At 34.5% G+C, this 14,745-nt stretch carries 18 protein-coding genes; 11 read left to right on the forward strand and 7 right to left on the reverse strand.

Translation table 11 applies throughout. The annotated features are described in order from the left end of the window. The first annotated feature begins 109 nt into the window (after nucleotides 1-109). Together MKS83_RS20025 and MKS83_RS20030 are read left to right on the forward strand one after the other, a co-directional pair. Complete coding sequence (locus MKS83_RS20025) at nucleotides 110-1,129, forward strand: YhcG family protein (protein WP_240581036.1); 1,020 nt, start codon at nucleotides 110-112, stop codon at nucleotides 1,127-1,129. Nucleotides 1,130-1,389: 260 nt separating this feature from the next. Next, on the forward strand, nucleotides 1,390-1,812 hold the full coding sequence (locus MKS83_RS20030; protein WP_002978358.1) for a hypothetical protein: 423 nt from the start codon (nucleotides 1,390-1,392) through the stop codon (nucleotides 1,810-1,812). Between the two features lie 76 nt (nucleotides 1,813-1,888). On the opposite strand, the gene MKS83_RS20035 is transcribed toward MKS83_RS20030, so the two are convergent. The 4 genes from MKS83_RS20035 to MKS83_RS20050 all read right to left on the reverse strand — a co-directional run bounded on the left by MKS83_RS20035 (nucleotide 1,889) and on the right by MKS83_RS20050 (nucleotide 4,969). Continuing rightward, complete coding sequence (locus MKS83_RS20035) at nucleotides 1,889-2,662, reverse strand: hypothetical protein (RefSeq protein ID WP_041461440.1); 774 nt, start codon at nucleotides 2,660-2,662, stop codon at nucleotides 1,889-1,891. Nucleotide 2,663: 1 nt separating this feature from the next. Next, nucleotides 2,664-3,296: a DUF4240 domain-containing protein gene (locus MKS83_RS20040; RefSeq protein WP_041461441.1), complete on the reverse strand. Its 633-nt coding sequence runs from the start codon at nucleotides 3,294-3,296 to the stop codon at nucleotides 2,664-2,666. A gap of 142 nt (nucleotides 3,297-3,438) precedes the next feature. Next, nucleotides 3,439-4,143, reverse strand: a complete 705-nt coding sequence (locus MKS83_RS20045) for a hypothetical protein (protein WP_002978364.1) — start codon at nucleotides 4,141-4,143, stop codon at nucleotides 3,439-3,441. Nucleotides 4,144-4,288: 145 nt separating this feature from the next. Next, nucleotides 4,289-4,969, reverse strand: a complete 681-nt coding sequence (locus tag MKS83_RS20050) for a DUF4253 domain-containing protein (protein WP_002978366.1) — start codon at nucleotides 4,967-4,969, stop codon at nucleotides 4,289-4,291. A 475-nt stretch (nucleotides 4,970-5,444) separates the two neighbouring features. Between MKS83_RS20050 and MKS83_RS20055 the strand changes: the two genes are divergently transcribed. Beyond that, complete coding sequence (locus tag MKS83_RS20055) at nucleotides 5,445-5,699, forward strand: hypothetical protein (RefSeq protein WP_240581037.1); 255 nt, start codon at nucleotides 5,445-5,447, stop codon at nucleotides 5,697-5,699. A 44-nt stretch (nucleotides 5,700-5,743) separates the two neighbouring features. Continuing rightward, the gene (locus MKS83_RS20060) at nucleotides 5,744-6,286 is read left to right on the forward strand and encodes a hypothetical protein (protein ID WP_240581038.1); all 543 of its coding nucleotides are present in this window, start codon (nucleotides 5,744-5,746) and stop codon (nucleotides 6,284-6,286) included. Here the strand turns inward: MKS83_RS20060 and MKS83_RS20065 are convergent. Both MKS83_RS20065 and MKS83_RS20070 read right to left on the reverse strand, forming a co-directional pair. Next, nucleotides 6,196-7,158, reverse strand: a complete 963-nt coding sequence (locus MKS83_RS20065) for a polysaccharide deacetylase family protein (RefSeq protein WP_240581039.1) — start codon at nucleotides 7,156-7,158, stop codon at nucleotides 6,196-6,198. The genes MKS83_RS20060 and MKS83_RS20065 overlap by 91 nt on opposite strands. A 4-nt stretch (nucleotides 7,159-7,162) precedes the next feature. Beyond that, nucleotides 7,163-7,555: a DoxX family protein gene (locus MKS83_RS20070; protein WP_047096326.1), complete on the reverse strand. Its 393-nt coding sequence runs from the start codon at nucleotides 7,553-7,555 to the stop codon at nucleotides 7,163-7,165. 81 nt (nucleotides 7,556-7,636) lie between these two features. Here MKS83_RS20070 and MKS83_RS20075 point away from each other — a divergent pair, with 81 nt between their 5' ends. The 5 genes from MKS83_RS20075 to MKS83_RS20095 all read left to right on the forward strand — a co-directional run bounded on the left by MKS83_RS20075 (nucleotide 7,637) and on the right by MKS83_RS20095 (nucleotide 12,043). Next, a complete protein-coding gene (locus MKS83_RS20075; protein WP_240581040.1) occupies nucleotides 7,637-8,464 on the forward strand; it encodes an AraC family transcriptional regulator in 828 nt (275 codons plus the stop codon). Nucleotides 8,465-8,573: 109 nt separating this feature from the next. Next, the gene (locus MKS83_RS20080; RefSeq protein WP_240581041.1) at nucleotides 8,574-9,113 is read left to right on the forward strand and encodes a carboxymuconolactone decarboxylase family protein; all 540 of its coding nucleotides are present in this window, start codon (nucleotides 8,574-8,576) and stop codon (nucleotides 9,111-9,113) included. A gap of 189 nt (nucleotides 9,114-9,302) precedes the next feature. Beyond that, entirely contained in the window at nucleotides 9,303-10,127 is an 825-nt protein-coding gene (locus MKS83_RS20085) for an SDR family NAD(P)-dependent oxidoreductase (protein ID WP_240581042.1), read from the forward strand. 134 nt (nucleotides 10,128-10,261) lie between these two features. Further along, nucleotides 10,262-11,095: an alpha/beta fold hydrolase gene (locus MKS83_RS20090; protein WP_240581043.1), complete on the forward strand. Its 834-nt coding sequence runs from the start codon at nucleotides 10,262-10,264 to the stop codon at nucleotides 11,093-11,095. 57 nt (nucleotides 11,096-11,152) lie between these two features. Then, nucleotides 11,153-12,043, forward strand: coding sequence for a helix-turn-helix domain-containing protein (locus tag MKS83_RS20095; protein ID WP_240581044.1), 891 nt, complete (start codon nucleotides 11,153-11,155; stop codon nucleotides 12,041-12,043). Between the two features lie 146 nt (nucleotides 12,044-12,189). On the opposite strand, the gene MKS83_RS20100 is transcribed toward MKS83_RS20095, so the two are convergent. Further along, complete coding sequence (locus MKS83_RS20100) at nucleotides 12,190-12,546, reverse strand: winged helix-turn-helix transcriptional regulator (RefSeq protein ID WP_047096331.1); 357 nt, start codon at nucleotides 12,544-12,546, stop codon at nucleotides 12,190-12,192. Between the two features lie 102 nt (nucleotides 12,547-12,648). Here MKS83_RS20100 and MKS83_RS20105 point away from each other — a divergent pair, with 102 nt between their 5' ends. Both MKS83_RS20105 and MKS83_RS20110 read left to right on the forward strand, forming a co-directional pair. Continuing rightward, nucleotides 12,649-13,542, forward strand: a complete 894-nt coding sequence (locus MKS83_RS20105; protein ID WP_240581045.1) for an MBL fold metallo-hydrolase — start codon at nucleotides 12,649-12,651, stop codon at nucleotides 13,540-13,542. A gap of 133 nt (nucleotides 13,543-13,675) precedes the next feature. Continuing rightward, nucleotides 13,676-14,635 (forward strand): SMP-30/gluconolactonase/LRE family protein, encoded by a 960-nt coding sequence (locus tag MKS83_RS20110; protein ID WP_240581046.1) that lies wholly within the window; start codon nucleotides 13,676-13,678, stop codon nucleotides 14,633-14,635. The last annotated feature ends 110 nt before the right edge of the window (nucleotides 14,636-14,745 follow it).

A 14,745-nucleotide genomic window follows, 5' to 3' on the forward strand; every position in this document is an offset into this window, starting at 1 on the left:
TAAAGAAAGTAAACTCAATGCTAAATAAAATAAAAAAATTATCCTCCTGGATTTCTGTGGAGTACAATTTTATATTTAGAAGGTTTTAATATTTTGCTATTTTTGTAGTATGAGTGATAAAGATAAATTAACGGTTATTGATAGGGATTTAGTTGAAAATATTAAATCTATAATCTTATCGTCAAGAAAAAGTTTATCTCAACGTGTCAATCAGGAATTGATTTTTACTTATTGGAGAATCGGTAAAGAGATTGTCGATACAGAACAGAAGAATAATTTAGATAATCAGTCATCAAGGCAGATAATTTTGAATTTATCAAAACTTCTTACAAAGGAAATTGGAAAAGGATTTTCTCGTTCCAACCTTTTTAATATGAGAAAGCTTTATACCGAATATCCGGATGTCCAGTCGCTGACTGGACACTTAACCTGGACGCATATTTGTGAGCTTTTAATTATAGAAGATAAAGCAAAACGAAGTTTCTATGAGAAAGAAACCGTAAATTCAAACTGGTCTATTCGGGAATTGAAAAGACAAATTGATAGTTCCTTATATGAAAGACTTTTGCTTTCACAAGGGTCTAAGAATAAAGAAAAAGTTCTAGAATTAGCTCGAAAAGGACAGGAAATAGCAAATGCGGGTGATATTTTAAAAAATCCTTATGTTTTTGAATTTCTTGGAATTCCTGAGAATAAGCCAATTTTAGAAAAAGATTTGGAAGCAAAACTAATCAGGCATATCGAAGATTTTTTGTTGGAATTAGGGCGTGGATTTATGTTTGTCGGTTCCCAGCAAAGAATAACTATCAATAATAACCATTATTACGTCGATATGGTGTTTTACAACAAGATTCTACGATCGTATATCCTCATCGAGCTTAAAACAACTAAACTTAACATTGCTGACGGAGGTCAATTAAATACATACTTAAACTATTACAAAACAGAAATTAACGATGATAATGATAATCCACCAATAGGAATAATTCTGTGCGCTGAAAAAGACGATATCACAGCAGAGTATATCTTAGGAGGATTTGAAAATAATGTATTTGCTTCAAAATATGTAACAATTTTACCTGATAAGCAAGAGCTTATAGAGGAAGTTGAAAATGCATTGAAAGAATAAGTAGTTTTATAATGCATATTTTCGGCGCGAAAACATGATCCGTAATATTAATCTTAAATTTTCTTAAATATTTTCCGTTATAAAACAAGATATATATATATTTGTATTGAATCTCATCTATAATTGAGTTTTCATGGTTATTAGTTTTTAGTCCCCGGATGAGTTGGGGACTTTTTTTATGAAGGTAAAGAGCTTTACTTCTTTGATTTTTAATCATTATTACGTATTTTTATGTTAGTAACTATAATTTAAAAAAACTAATGATAAAGACCATTTTTATTCCAGCATATTTTAAGCCTATTCTGCAAAATGTCAGTGAAAATATTCCCACCGGAGAAACAAAACGAAATTGGTTAGGAGCTGAAAAGCCAATCACAAAAAGAATCGTATCAGAAAAAGTTGTTGGTTGGTCAGATTCGGAAATTGATGGAGAGCGATTGTCTAATGATATAAACAGCGAAGTGGAAAAGTGGTCTTCTAAAAATGTCAGAATTATCTCAATTTCTCCAATTACATCAGGTCGCTACAATTATCAATATAGTTCACAAGGTATTTCGAGTTCACCTCGGCTTTTATCTGATACAGAAAAAGTAAGTGGGGGTGGAAGCTATGGGTTCGGATATGGATATAGTTATACGGAAGGAGTGTTGATTTGTATTGAAATCTTGGAAGACAAAAATTGAATTTTTATAGGCCGGCTTTCTGACCAATTTCGATTAGAAGTATCCACAGAGCCATAATATTATTGTATGTAAATAACTATCTTATTTCAACGTTTTCTATCTGATTCGAGAACTCTTGTTCTGATATCTCTTTGATTGAAGTTTTGAGATATTCCATATCTTTATAAAAATCCTCTTCTTTAAAATTCATTGAATCAACTTGAAAATCGAGCATGATTGAATCATCAATAAGGTTAGAAACGTAAACATTCTTATTTTTCTTAAAGATATTTTCAATGATTTCTTTTTCGTTTTGAAATAATGGTCTTTTAATATTAAAATTGATAACTAAATCAGGATAATACTTAGGGATAATGATGTAACTCAGATTGTTTATTTTTTCATATTTTTTTTCTTGGCTTAGTGTTTTTTTTAACTCATCGAAGGGAAAATCTTTACACCATTCGAAGTCTACTTTTTTACCCTCAAGATTACTTTTTTGAATCGCTTTCAAATCATTGAAATCTGAGGATTTCCAGCAAATTGTAATCGGATATATTTTATCAGCATCATGAATGTAGACATGTGCAGGAATATAAATATATCCGTCTGATATACTTTGATTTAAATCTTCCATTCCGATTATAAGCTTGATTGGATTTTTCAGATTTTTATCCAAATTATTTAACTTGTATAATTTCTCTTCAAGCTGGATCGATAACTCAGACTTAAAGGATTCTGAAAAATCAAAATCTCTGGTAAACAGTATCCAATCTTGTTTCATAGTATTTTCTTTTGTTTGAGATTTTAAAATGAAAAAGCAAAAGCTTAAAATAATTGTGTATATTAATTTAAATGATAATCCCTTCATGTTATCTATTTTCAAATTCAGCGTATAGATTCGGGCATAGTTTTTTCCTGCTTTCCAGATTTCCTTCTTGCCAATTGAACTCAAATTGAGGATAATTTCCTTCCTTTGTCCGGAAATTATTTTCGTCTATATAATCGTACAGTTCTTTGCCTGTTGTATTCTTAAACGCTTTAAGAGCTACATACCAGAAAAGTTCAAATTCGAACATACCTTCATCACCATGATCTTTTTGGGAAATCAAAGTGTCCGGATTTTCTTTTGCTTTGTAATAGACGTCTCTACCACGTGAAATTACCCAATTCCTAAAGTACTCAAAACCATCATCGGAACATCCATCGTTCATAATGTAAGCTGCACACCACATTTCCGAGGTATAGGTATCATAAAGAAGTTTATCGGTTCTTAATCTGAAACCTACCATTTGTTTTGGAGTAAGTTTTGATATCTCCGAAACCAGATATTTTTCTTGTTCATTTTGATTCGATGAATTTTTAACGGATGAATCTACAATCTTCCAAAATAAATTTTCATCAAGCATTTCCGCTGTTTTTTCAAGTCTTAAACTATAAGCATTTGGCGTTATTACAGGCTCAGACTTTTCGTTTTTTCCGAATAAATTCTTCAAAAATTTCATATCATTATTATTTGAATTAGTACAAGATATATTTAATACAAATAGTATTAGTAATGTAAATGCAGACTTGATCATGTAATTATTAGTTTAAATTAAATTCATAGTTTTTTTACAATTAAAATGTGTGTTAAGCTGAGATTTATCAATAAAGATTATTTTCTTTTTTCCAAACTGCCAATTCTTTAGGGTGCTCCTTGTCATTGGGATAATTTTCTTTTATGAACTCGAATTGCTTTTTGGTGAGCAATACCATTCTTCCATCATTTTGGGATGATATAGGGTAAAATCTTTCTTCACTATTCTGTATTTCTAATTCTTCGTTCAACATCTCGATAAACATGACGTAAGCAATGTTCCAATCCTGCTTACTAAAATTATTGTCAAAAGCAATATATTCTCTGCTGTTCAATTCTATTGTATGTCTCCAATGCTTTTCATTTTGAAAGCTTTTTTCATTGGAATAATTTAATTTCAAGCCCAGTTTCTCAAAGACAGGTTTTACAGTTTTCAAGTAATTTATCAAGCCTCCAACTTTAAAGAGTTCTTCACTATCAATAAAATAAAAACGGTTATCCAGAAATTCCAGTGTCTCTCCTCGGAGTGCACCTTCAAAAAAATTATTCTCATTATAAGCTCGGGCTAATTCCTCTTTTTCATCATTAAGGTCAGACTTTTCTGTCAGATTAAAGAAATTGAGTTTTTCCAGTTTATTAACGATTTCTGTCCCGTTGGATTTTCTTTTTTTTATATTTATAGTAGGTTTTACGGCGATGGAATTACTGTTTTCTAATTTTGAATTGCATCCAAGTGCAAAAAAGCTGAAAATTAGGTAATGAATTTTTTTCATTTTGTTTATTACTTGAGAATTTATAGGGAAAGAATTAGAACTTTAAATCTTAATTTCAAAATAGATAATACTTATCGACACTAAAAATTGCGGATTTGAATAAAATATGAGGATTCTTTTAATTGTTGCTTTGAAATGATACACACTAGTCCCACCAAAGGAAAAATTCATTAGAATCTGCAAGTGATTTCTCCAATTCCTCTATACTTCCAACACCTTGGTCTACGATGTCGGGACAAAAATCATAGACTTCTTTTGCAAATTTCGGAATGTTTGCGGGTTTATTTTTAAACTTCCCAGAAACAAAATCAGGGCCGACTGCCTCCAGCTCAATCCCGTATTTGGAATCCCAATCTTTTAATTTATTGATTATCATTTGGGTGTCAATATCATAGTTTACGCCATTTGTTGCTTCAAAGAGCAATGGTTCCAACTTATTATTAGATTGGAGAATAGTAATTATATCATCTTCATTACCGTAATTTTCTGCGGATTTGTAAACAATCAATTTCTTATCTTTCAGTTCCCGTGCGAATTTTTTGACAATTAGATCTGCATTTTCAGCTTTTGCCCTAATTATTATTGCCGCCGGTAAATTTTTTGAGTAATTTTTGAGATTTCGAAAATACTCAAAAAGAATCTCCCTGTCTTTATTCCCTTTTGCCACTTCAAAAACACCCATTGACAATCCTTTAATTTTTTCCGCAGTTCCTTGGTCTAAATTGATTTCTTGGGTGAGCTTTATCTCATTAGCATTAAGATTCTTGGTCTTCTCACAAGAAACAAATACTAAAAGACATAATAAGTTAATAATGATACTTTTCATTTGTGTTTTATATTATCTATTGATAATGAATTCATGTTCATCAAATATTGCAAAAAAGCAAAGTTTATAATGAATATTTATCTTTTATAGCAAGAAATTTACGAAAAATTATATTAGTTATAAAAATTTTTTAACACTTCACTTTTTAGTGTTGTTTTTGAGAATTTATTATATCAATGTTTAATAATAAGGAAAAAAAGAACAAACATATTTTAAGATAAGTGATACAAGGTTCAATGTCATAGTAATACCACAATTACTTAAAAGCCTATCAATAGGTTTTCTAATAGCAACTATAATCCTAAATCTATCTTATCTCCAGTACTAAAACAACGCAGATAAAATTGAACTTTAAATGTTACATGAACTCAACCATATCTAGAAATCTTAAAATTATATAAATTCAAAATATTAAAATATAAATTTTCAAGCCTTTTTCATCAATACTTTTGATCGATCAAAAAAATAAATAATTATGAAAAAAGCAATTTTATTAGCTGCCTTCGGAGTAGCTGGGTTAGTAAGTGCCAAAACAGCTGACTTAAAAATTTCAGAGAAACAAGTTGAAAAAATTGAAAAAACTAAAACTTCTTTTCAGCTTTGCGGAGTCAACGTTAATTTTTATGATAGTGAAGGGAACTGGACAGGCTCTCAATGGTTCGTAACTGATGCTCCAACGCTTTCATCTTGTCAAGTATTTCAAACTATTGTCAAATGGAATTTATCGTAGGCAGGCTATACTGTTACGGCTGAATAGTTATGAATTTAAAAAAAATGGCTTTTACGATTTTTTTCGTAATGTTTTTTTTACATGGACTTGCACAGCAAGTCCATGTAAAATATCATCATGTCAGATCACCTATTGCGACTTTGTACGAAGACCTCTATGTGAAAGATAATGATGTTATATCCATTCAGGATTCTATTATTAATTTTAATTCGGGAGGTACTACTTCGGCAGTTAAGCAGACAGGAAAGCCGGTAAGTAAAAACTATTTTATTTCAAAACTTAAAGACAACGGCAAAACAAAAGATTTCTTTTTTACAGGCTTAGACAGAGATACAAAGTATTTTATTCATGATAATGTTGCTAAACCAGTATGGAAGATCGACGAAACAAAAATTTCTAATACAAAGTTCCGACAAGCTAATAGAATCTACTTTTCGATTTTTCGGAATGTCTTATACATTTCTCTGATTTTGTGGACTACTGAGGGTTGTAATGTTTACTCCCTTATGGTCGTTTTGTCTTCCAAAGCCATTCTTGCAATTTCATCTTTTCTTTTAAAGCTTACCCCTTCATGCTTTTGGATATAGGTAAATAATTCTTTCGCTGCCTGTACCATTTGCGGAGTGCCGCCAATGCGGTCATGAAAGCTGATTGACATTTGTCTTCTGCGATTTGCGGCTTCTTCATACAGTTGATCAAATTCCATTTTAACCTGATGTACAAATTGGTCTGCGGAGAAATTTTTGCCGTCAATCAGTTGAATATCGTTGCAACGCAATGTGTAAGGAACCGTCACAAAAGCTTTTCCGTTGACCGTTTGAACAAAAGGCTCATCCCTACTTAAATCATCTATGTGGTACAAGAATCCCAATTCCTGCAAAATCTTCAAGGTGTTTTCGCCTCTTCGTAGCCAATTGGCATTATAACCAATTGCATCAAAACCTGTAATTTTTTTGATGGCATCCACACCGTCTTTGATAAATTTTTTCTCGTCGTTGTATGACATCGTATATTGTGTTGCCCAGTTCATTCCGTGTGCAGCGGCTTCGTGACCACGATCTACAATCTCTTTTGCTAATGCCGGATTTTTTAGCACCGCACTACCCACCATATGTGAGGTAATTTTTACTCCCAATTTATCCCAGTTATCCAACATCCGAGGAATACCTTCTTTATATCCGTACTCATACCAAGTTGTAGCCGGCAAATCTTTATAGCCTTTTTCCATATTTTGAGGGAAAGGACTCTCTGCATTTTCGGGTTGTCCGCCCGCTTCAAACTGCATAGAAACAGAAACCACCAAGCGGGAACCATCCAGCCACTTTGATTTGGTTTCTTTTGGCTTTGCCTGCATATTTTTTCCGCTTTGTGCCATTCCAGAAAATGGAACGGCGGTCGCTACCAATCCTGCTGTGGTAAGCAAACTGCCTTGTTTGATAAACTTTCTTCTGTCAATCATATCTTTATTTTTTAAATAATTGGTCTAATGAAATGCTGTTTGCAGCGATGAATTGGTACAGCGCAATAAGGATGATGGCGTGTATCATTTGCGACGGCAAAGCTTCCCAATTCTCTATAAGGCAAGTGCCGAACATTAATAGGAGCATTACAACCCAACCTGCAATAATTACTTTAGGAGAAAAGACGCCCAAGATTAGTAATATACCGATGGTGAATTCTGCCACCGGCAAGGCGTAGCTAAAAGGTGTAACCAAATTTTGTGGCAACATTGATTTTGAAAAATTGCCAGTCATCCATTGACTAAAAGCATTCAATTTTGGTAACCGTACCAAGCCGTGCCCGAAAAAACTGATGCCCGCCACCAGACGCAGCATCAAATAAGCAATATCATTCATAATAAAGTTTTTTACAAAGTTCAATTAAATACTAGGAAGGAAACAAGGTTTTTTACTGGATTTTTTTGTAAAATTGCAGGTATGGAAGTGCAGAATTTATACAGTGCCTATGAATTAGAATGGTTCGAAACGCAGGATTACACCGCCAAAGCCCGAAAAAACACTTTTTTTGAGATGGTTTTTGTGATGGAAGGAACGGGCGTCCAAATCATCAATGAGCATCAACTTCCTTATGCGCCCAACAAATTATTCCTGATTTTTCCAGAGGATCTGCATAGTTTCGAGGTTCAATCGTTGAGCCAGTTTTTCTTTATCAGATTTAATAACGATTATCTTAAAACCCAAAACAGCCAAAACATCCGTGAGCTGGAATATATTTTTAACAGCCACAATCATCTTCCGGGTTGCATTCTAAAAACCGTTACCGACAAGCCGTTTATCCGTGCGGCTGTCGAAGCTTTAATTCGGGAAAAGGAAAGTCAGGCGCCACATCAGGAGCAGGTCATTCAACAATTAATCAATACCATTATTACCTATGCTGCCCGTAATCTTACTTTGCAGGAAAAAGAAGTGTTCAACGGTAAAATTTCCGGTGTAATGCCCATCATCAATTATCTGCATCAACATATTTTCGAGCCAGAGAAGTTAAAAGTCTACCAATTAGCAGAACAGTTTCATCTTTCTCCAAAATATATGGGCGAATATTTTAAGAAACACACCGGAGAAAGCTTGCAGCAATACATTATGCTTTATAAGTTGAAGCTCATTGAAAGCCGTTTAATGCTAACTGATATGCGCATCAGCGAAATAGCATTTGAATTTGGCTTTACCGACCCTAGCCATTTGAACAGGATCTTTAAAAAGTATAAAGGGAAATCACCTACTTCGTACCGAAAGAGAAGTATCTAGTCCTCTCCGTATTTCTGTGCTATTCTTCCGCTGAAATGAGCTACATTTTAGGCTTTAAGCCGATTTAACTTTGCATCAACAGAATGAAACAATTTTAAATCATAAAAAAATGAAAACAATTTCAGTACCTGAAAAAGAGCAGCTAAGTTTTGGTGCACAGAGCATTTTAGAATCTGTAGAGAAAAAAATGGGTAAAATTCCCAATTTGTATGCAACCATTGGTTATTCATCATCCGCTTTAAAATCGATGTTGGAAACTGAAGCTTCTCTGGCTCACGATTCATCATTTACCGCAAAAGAAAGAGAAGCTATCAATCTAATCGTTTCACAAGTTAACGAATGTGATTACTGTTTGGCAGCGCACACGACTTTAGCGAAAATGAGAGGCTTTACAGAAGAAGATACGCTGGAAATCAGAAAAGGAAGTTTTTCGGAGGAAAAATTAGACGCTGTGATTAAGTTGGCGCAGTCTATCGCTAATAATAAAGGCAATGCAGGAAACGGAGCTTTAGAAAATTTCTTCAACGCCGGATATGACGAGAAAGCTTTGATCGAACTGACGGCTTTGGTGGCGTTAAGAAGCTTTACCAACTATGTATTTGCCAACACTCAGGTCTCTATTGATTTTCCTTTGGCACAGGCTATTTAAGAAGTGTTTTAATAATAAGTATTTAGTTTTAAGTGGAAGCCTTCCGGATGTATTTTCGGAAGGCTTTTTTTATTGAGAAATTTTTTCCAAAACGTATTTCTGTGCTATTTTTCAGCTAAAATGGGCTACCTATTCGGATGGGTTTGATGATAACTTTGCTTCATTCAATAACACTAAAAAATTAAAACAATGAGTAAAATAGTTTTTATCACAGGAGCATCAAAAGGATTCGGAAAATTATGGGCTGAAGCACTTTTGGAAAGAGGAGATAAAGTAGCGGCAACAGCAAGAAATATTGCTGCATTGCAGGATTTGAAAGATAAATACGGCGACAATATTCTTCCTTTAAAATTGGATGTCAACAACCGTTCAGAAGTTTTTGAAGTAACGGAACAAGTAGAAAAACATTTCGGAAGAATTGATGTTTTGATCAATAATGCAGGTTTCGGTTTATTCGGAACGACGGAAGAAACAACGGAAGAGCAGGCTAGAGAACAGATGGAAACCAACTTTTTCGGTTCGCTTTGGGTAGCACAAGCCGTTTTACCGATAATGAGAAAGCAAAAAAGCGGACATATTATTCAGATTTCCAGCTTTTTGGGATTAACGACTTTACCGCTTCTGGGATTGTATAATGCTTCAAAATTTGCGGTGGAAGGTTTAATCGAAACCATTGGTTCTGAAACAGCGCATTTGGGAATCAAAACGACTTTAATTGAACCTAACGGATTTGCAACCGATTGGGCAGGAGCTTCAGCAGTTCAGACTTCTTCGGATATTGCAGATTATAATCCGGTGCGTGAAGCATTTGCAGAAACGGGCGATAATCCTGACACTTGGGGAAAACCGGAAGCAACAGTAGAACCTGTTTTAAACCTTATCGACAACCAAAACCCTCCGCAAAGATTATTGTTTGGTAAAATTGCTTATCACGTTGTGAATGAGGTTTACACGAAAAGATTAAATGATATTCAAAACTGGAAAGAAGTGAGTATCGCGGCTCACGGTCATTAATTAAATTTAAATCCAAATCGGCGGGATAAATAATAACGTTTTTTCGTGCTAATGTTCCGCTGATTTGTGAAATTAATTTCAACCAAATATTCTCAACTTTGAATCATTAAATAACAGACAAAATCTTAATACTTATGAAAACGACAGCCTTAAACGCAGAAACAAAATTCGCAGAAATTAACAACAATAAAATTGCTTACAGACAATTCGGAACCGGCGCTCCGTTGTTCTTTGTGAACAGATTCAGAGGCATTATGGATACTTGGGACCCATTGTTTTTAGATTCTTTGGCAGAAAAAAATACAGTCATTCTTTTTGATTATCCGGGAATTGGAAGTTCAGAAGGTGAATTGCCTTTGAATATTGTAGAAGTGGCGAGTACGGTTCCGGCTTTGGCAGACCATTTGGGAATCGATAAGTTTAATGTGTTGGGCTGGTCTTATGGCGGATTGGTGGCGCAGGCTGTTACTTTTCAGAATCAGGAAAGAGTATTAAAAACTGTTTTAATCGGAACCAATCCTCCGGGAGAAAATGCAATCCCAATTGAGCAGGTGTTTTTTGACCACGCTTTAAAACCGATTAACGATCTGGAAGATGAATATTATCTGTTCTTTGAGCCGGCTTCCGAAAAAAGCAGACAGGCAGCTCAAGAATCTCACGACAGGATCGGGCAGAGATTAGAGCGTTCGTTAATTCCTTCTACGATGGAGGTTTTCCAGAGATATATTGCGGGTTCCGGAACAATGAAAGAAGATAAACTGAACTTCAGAGAAGGCTATAAAACCCTGAAGTCTCCCGTTTTGGTTATTTCCGGGGACCACGACATCAGCTTTGCGACAGAAAACTGGTTTCCGCTGTTGAGAAATGCACCTGCAATGCAGCATATTATTTTAAATGATGCGGGACACGGTCCTCAGCATCAATATCCGGAGCTTACGGCAGGATACATCAACCTTTTTTTAGGATAGTATAATTTCTGTTTTTAGTTTCGGTAAAATTAATTTAACTTAGATAAAATTAAACCGATGCAACATTACAAAACCCTCACCGAATTACATTTGGGAAATCATTGGGACGCTCCGGAACATCCACTTTTCAGTATGATTGGCTGTCAGTCGGAGTGTAAATTGGGAAACAGAGAGTTTACCACAGATTGTTATGTGATAGCTTTCAAAAAAATAAAATCAGGGATTTTTATGTACAGCCGCACACCGTATGACCACGACAACGGCTGTCTGTTTTTTGCGAAACCAAGACAGATTATCGAGATGAAAAATCTTGAGTTTGAAGAAAAAGGCTATATGCTGATGATTCACGAAGATTATCTGAATGGTCACGAACTTTTCAAGGAAATTGAAAAATACAGTTTCTTTGATTATGAAGTGACGGAAGCTTTGCATCTTTCTCCAAAAGAAGAACAGATTATTTTGGAACTTCACTCGAAAATTCAGAGCGAATATTTTAATAATCCTGATGAATACAGCCGTGATATTATTTTAAGTCATATTTCATCGATTTTAAAATATGCACAGCGATATTACAAACGACAGTTTATCGACCGGGCACAGGTAACCGGAAAGACGGCTTCAAAATTCAATGATGCGTTGAGAAAATACATCAACGAAGGTTTATTGGAGAAAAACGGACTTCCGAATGTTGCTTTTTTAGCCGACCAGCTTTTTGTGTCGCCAAGATATTTAAGTGATTTATTAAAGCAGGAAACAGGAAAAACCGCAATGGAGCTGATTCATATTTTTATAATTTCCGAAGCAAAAAACCTGTTGAGGTTGGGTGAAAAAGGAGTCGCTGAAATTGCTTACGAATTAGGCTTTGAAAATGCTTCTTATTTCACAAGATTGTTCAAAAAACAAACGGGAATGAAACCTTTGGAATTTAGGAAATCGCAGATGAATTAAGTAATTTATTGAATACTTTGTAGGATTCGTCAAGTCGAGTGTTTTTTCGCAACAAAGTGAAGGAAAAATGTATCGAGAATCAATCTTAATTTGAGAATTTAAGGTCGTTAAAATTAATCAAAAATAAAAGTCACAGACAAGTAAAACTACTTTTCTGTGACTTTTTTTCTATGCACTAATCCCCAATCCTTCAAAGACATTATCACTTTTTCCAAAGACAAACCGTGGTCAGTAATTTCGTATTCTACCGTTGGCGGAAAAGTTTCGTGAACTGTTCTTGTAATTAAATGATTGGTTTCCAATTCTTTTAACTCTTTTGATAAAACCCTATCGGTTATTTTGGGAATTTCTCTTGCAAGTTCTCTGAATCTTTTACTTCCAAAAGATAACGAAACGATAATCGGCAATTTCCATTTTCCTTTTAGAATTTCCAATGCATCCTGTATGGGAAGCATTATCTCCATACAGGTTTTTTGTTCAGTACCGTCAGTTACTCTAGCCATAATAATCCATTGCTTACTTAAAAGATAGTGCTATCTAAAAGGATAGTAATATCTTTTGGATAGTTACTTGCTTTAATTTTGTGTCAACAAATTTATAAAAAAATGAATACAATCAACAACATTAAAAATTCAGGATATTTCAAATTCCAATTAGGACAACTTCATTTGGCTGTAATTACAGATGGAGTTATCGAGATTGAAAACATTCAGCCGATGTTTGCACCTAATATTGAGAAAGAGAAGCTCAAAAATTTTTTAGATAAAAATAGGCTTCTTGAAGACAAATTAGAATTGGCAGGGAATATTCTTCTAGTAATGAATGAAGAAAGAAACATTCTTATCGATACAGGAAGCGGTGTACTGTTATCTCCTTCCACCGGAAAATTAATTGAAAACCTTAAGAATTTAGGAATCAGCCCTCAGGATATCACGGATATTTTCTTTACACACGCTCATCCTGATCATATTGGAGGTGTTGTTGATAAAGACGGAAAATTGGTTTTTGTGAATGCCGATTATTATATTTCAGAAACAGAATATAACTTTTGGATGTCTGATGAACCTGATTTTTCAAAAGGTACAAAAAATCAGTTTTCAGATTTTGAAATTCAGTTTGCGAGAGACCATTTCAAGCCCATCGGAACAAAACTTAATTTTTATTTAGATGAAGCTGATATTTTTGGCTTTCTTAAATTGGAACACGCTCCAGGACACACACCGGGTCATACTGTAATTACCATCTCATCGGAAGGAGAAGAATTGGTGCACATTGCAGATACTTTTCAGCATATTATGTTGATTGAACATCCGGAATGGGGAAATCAAATTGATTCTGATTTTGAACTGGCTGTAAAAACCCGTAAAGAAGTTCTCGAAAAATTATCATCGACAAAACAACTTTTTTTTGGAGACCATTTGCCTTTTCCCGGTTTGGGTTTTATTGAAAAAAATGGAAAAGGTTACCGCTTTGTTCCGAAAGCTTTTTATACGGTTTAGAATTAAATCCTCCCATCGCGGAGGGTTTTTCATTTTCTGTAAATCTGTGCTATTCTTTCCCCAAAATGGACTATTTATTCAGCCGTAATGCTTCTACCTTTGACTTATCAAAATCATTGAAAATCAAACTAAAATGAAAACTAAATTCAATCTTCTTACCTTATTTCTTTTCTTCGGAATTGCGAACGCACAATTAGAAAAAGCAGCAACATCAGATATTGTCTGGAACGGCGTTACCACAAGTTCGGACGGAAGAATCTTTGTTAATTTTCCAAGAATCGAAGGAGATAAAGGAATGAGAATCGGAGAAGTTCTGAAAAACGGGAAAATCATTCCTTATCCAAATGAAGACTGGAACAATTGGCAATCGGGAGCCGATGTGAATGAGAAATTCGTAAGAACCAATTCACTGAGAATAGGACCGGACGGTTTGCTTTATATTGTAGACACGGGAACACCTTCAATGGGTCAAAATCCATTATCAGGAAATGCATTAAAATTGGTTTCGATTGATATTAAAACCAATACCGTTCAACAGATCATTCCACTTTCTGGAATGGCAAAACCATCAACTTTTATTGATGATTTAAGAATTTTAGGAAACACAATTTATCTGACGGATGCAGGCGAACCGGCTTTAATTATTTTGGATAAAACAACAGGAAAAGGTAGAAGGGTTTTGGAAAATCAACCTTCAACCACCGATAATTTACCCATAAAAGCAGAAGGAAAAATTATGAAAGATGAAAAAGGAAATGAAGTGAGAATCCACGCAGACCAATTGGAGATTTCTCCCGATGGAAAATGGCTGTATTTCCAGCCAGCAAGCGGTCCGCTTTGGAGAGTGGAAACGCAATACCTGAATGATGAAAATATATCCGAAAAAGATTTGGCTTCAAAAGTAGAATTATTCTATGAAACCCAATCAACAGGAGGCACAGCCATCGATGCAGACGGAAATATCTATGTGAGCGACGTCAATACAAGTGAAATCATCAAAATATCACCGGACGGAAAAGAAAGCCTGGTTATTAAAGACAAAAAATTGCTTTGGGCAGACGCTTTATGGATTGATGACAATGGTTATCTGTGATTCCGACAGGTCAGTTGAACCGTTTGGCAGCATTTCAGAACGGAAAAAGCAAAGTGAAATTTCCGGTCGTGATTTACAAGCTGAAAATCAATGCGAAACCATTAAGAAAT

It is taken from the genome of Chryseobacterium sp. Y16C (assembly GCF_022488405.1).
Lineage (GTDB): Bacteria > Bacteroidota > Bacteroidia > Flavobacteriales > Weeksellaceae > Chryseobacterium > Chryseobacterium geocarposphaerae.

Bases quoted from the DNA above. Each gene is read 5' to 3' on its own strand.
- MKS83_RS20090 (WP_240581043.1), top strand. From the start codon at position 10,262: ATGAAAACGACAGCCTTAAACGCAGAAACAAAATTCGCAGAAATTAAC.
- MKS83_RS20055 (WP_240581037.1), top strand. From the start codon at position 5,445: ATGAAAAAAGCAATTTTATTAGCTGCCTTCGGAGTAGCTGGGTTAGTA.
- MKS83_RS20095 (WP_240581044.1), top strand. From the start codon at position 11,153: ATGCAACATTACAAAACCCTCACCGAATTACATTTGGGAAATCATTGG.
- MKS83_RS20105 (WP_240581045.1), top strand. From the start codon at position 12,649: ATGAATACAATCAACAACATTAAAAATTCAGGATATTTCAAATTCCAA.
- MKS83_RS20110 (WP_240581046.1), top strand. From the start codon at position 13,676: ATGAAAACTAAATTCAATCTTCTTACCTTATTTCTTTTCTTCGGAATT.
- MKS83_RS20045 (WP_002978364.1), bottom strand. From the start codon at position 4,143: ATGAAAAAAATTCATTACCTAATTTTCAGCTTTTTTGCACTTGGATGC.
- MKS83_RS20070 (WP_047096326.1), bottom strand. From the start codon at position 7,555: ATGAATGATATTGCTTATTTGATGCTGCGTCTGGTGGCGGGCATCAGT.
- MKS83_RS20100 (WP_047096331.1), bottom strand. From the start codon at position 12,546: ATGGCTAGAGTAACTGACGGTACTGAACAAAAAACCTGTATGGAGATA.
- MKS83_RS20030 (WP_002978358.1), top strand. From the start codon at position 1,390: ATGATAAAGACCATTTTTATTCCAGCATATTTTAAGCCTATTCTGCAA.
- MKS83_RS20075 (WP_240581040.1), top strand. From the start codon at position 7,637: ATGGAAGTGCAGAATTTATACAGTGCCTATGAATTAGAATGGTTCGAA.
- MKS83_RS20025 (WP_240581036.1), top strand. From the start codon at position 110: ATGAGTGATAAAGATAAATTAACGGTTATTGATAGGGATTTAGTTGAA.
- MKS83_RS20050 (WP_002978366.1), bottom strand. From the start codon at position 4,969: ATGAAAAGTATCATTATTAACTTATTATGTCTTTTAGTATTTGTTTCT.
- MKS83_RS20040 (WP_041461441.1), bottom strand. From the start codon at position 3,296: ATGAAATTTTTGAAGAATTTATTCGGAAAAAACGAAAAGTCTGAGCCT.
- MKS83_RS20085 (WP_240581042.1), top strand. From the start codon at position 9,303: ATGAGTAAAATAGTTTTTATCACAGGAGCATCAAAAGGATTCGGAAAA.
- MKS83_RS20060 (WP_240581038.1), top strand. From the start codon at position 5,744: ATGGCTTTTACGATTTTTTTCGTAATGTTTTTTTTACATGGACTTGCA.
- MKS83_RS20080 (WP_240581041.1), top strand. From the start codon at position 8,574: ATGAAAACAATTTCAGTACCTGAAAAAGAGCAGCTAAGTTTTGGTGCA.
- MKS83_RS20035 (WP_041461440.1), bottom strand. From the start codon at position 2,662: ATGAAGGGATTATCATTTAAATTAATATACACAATTATTTTAAGCTTT.
- MKS83_RS20065 (WP_240581039.1), bottom strand. From the start codon at position 7,158: ATGATTGACAGAAGAAAGTTTATCAAACAAGGCAGTTTGCTTACCACA.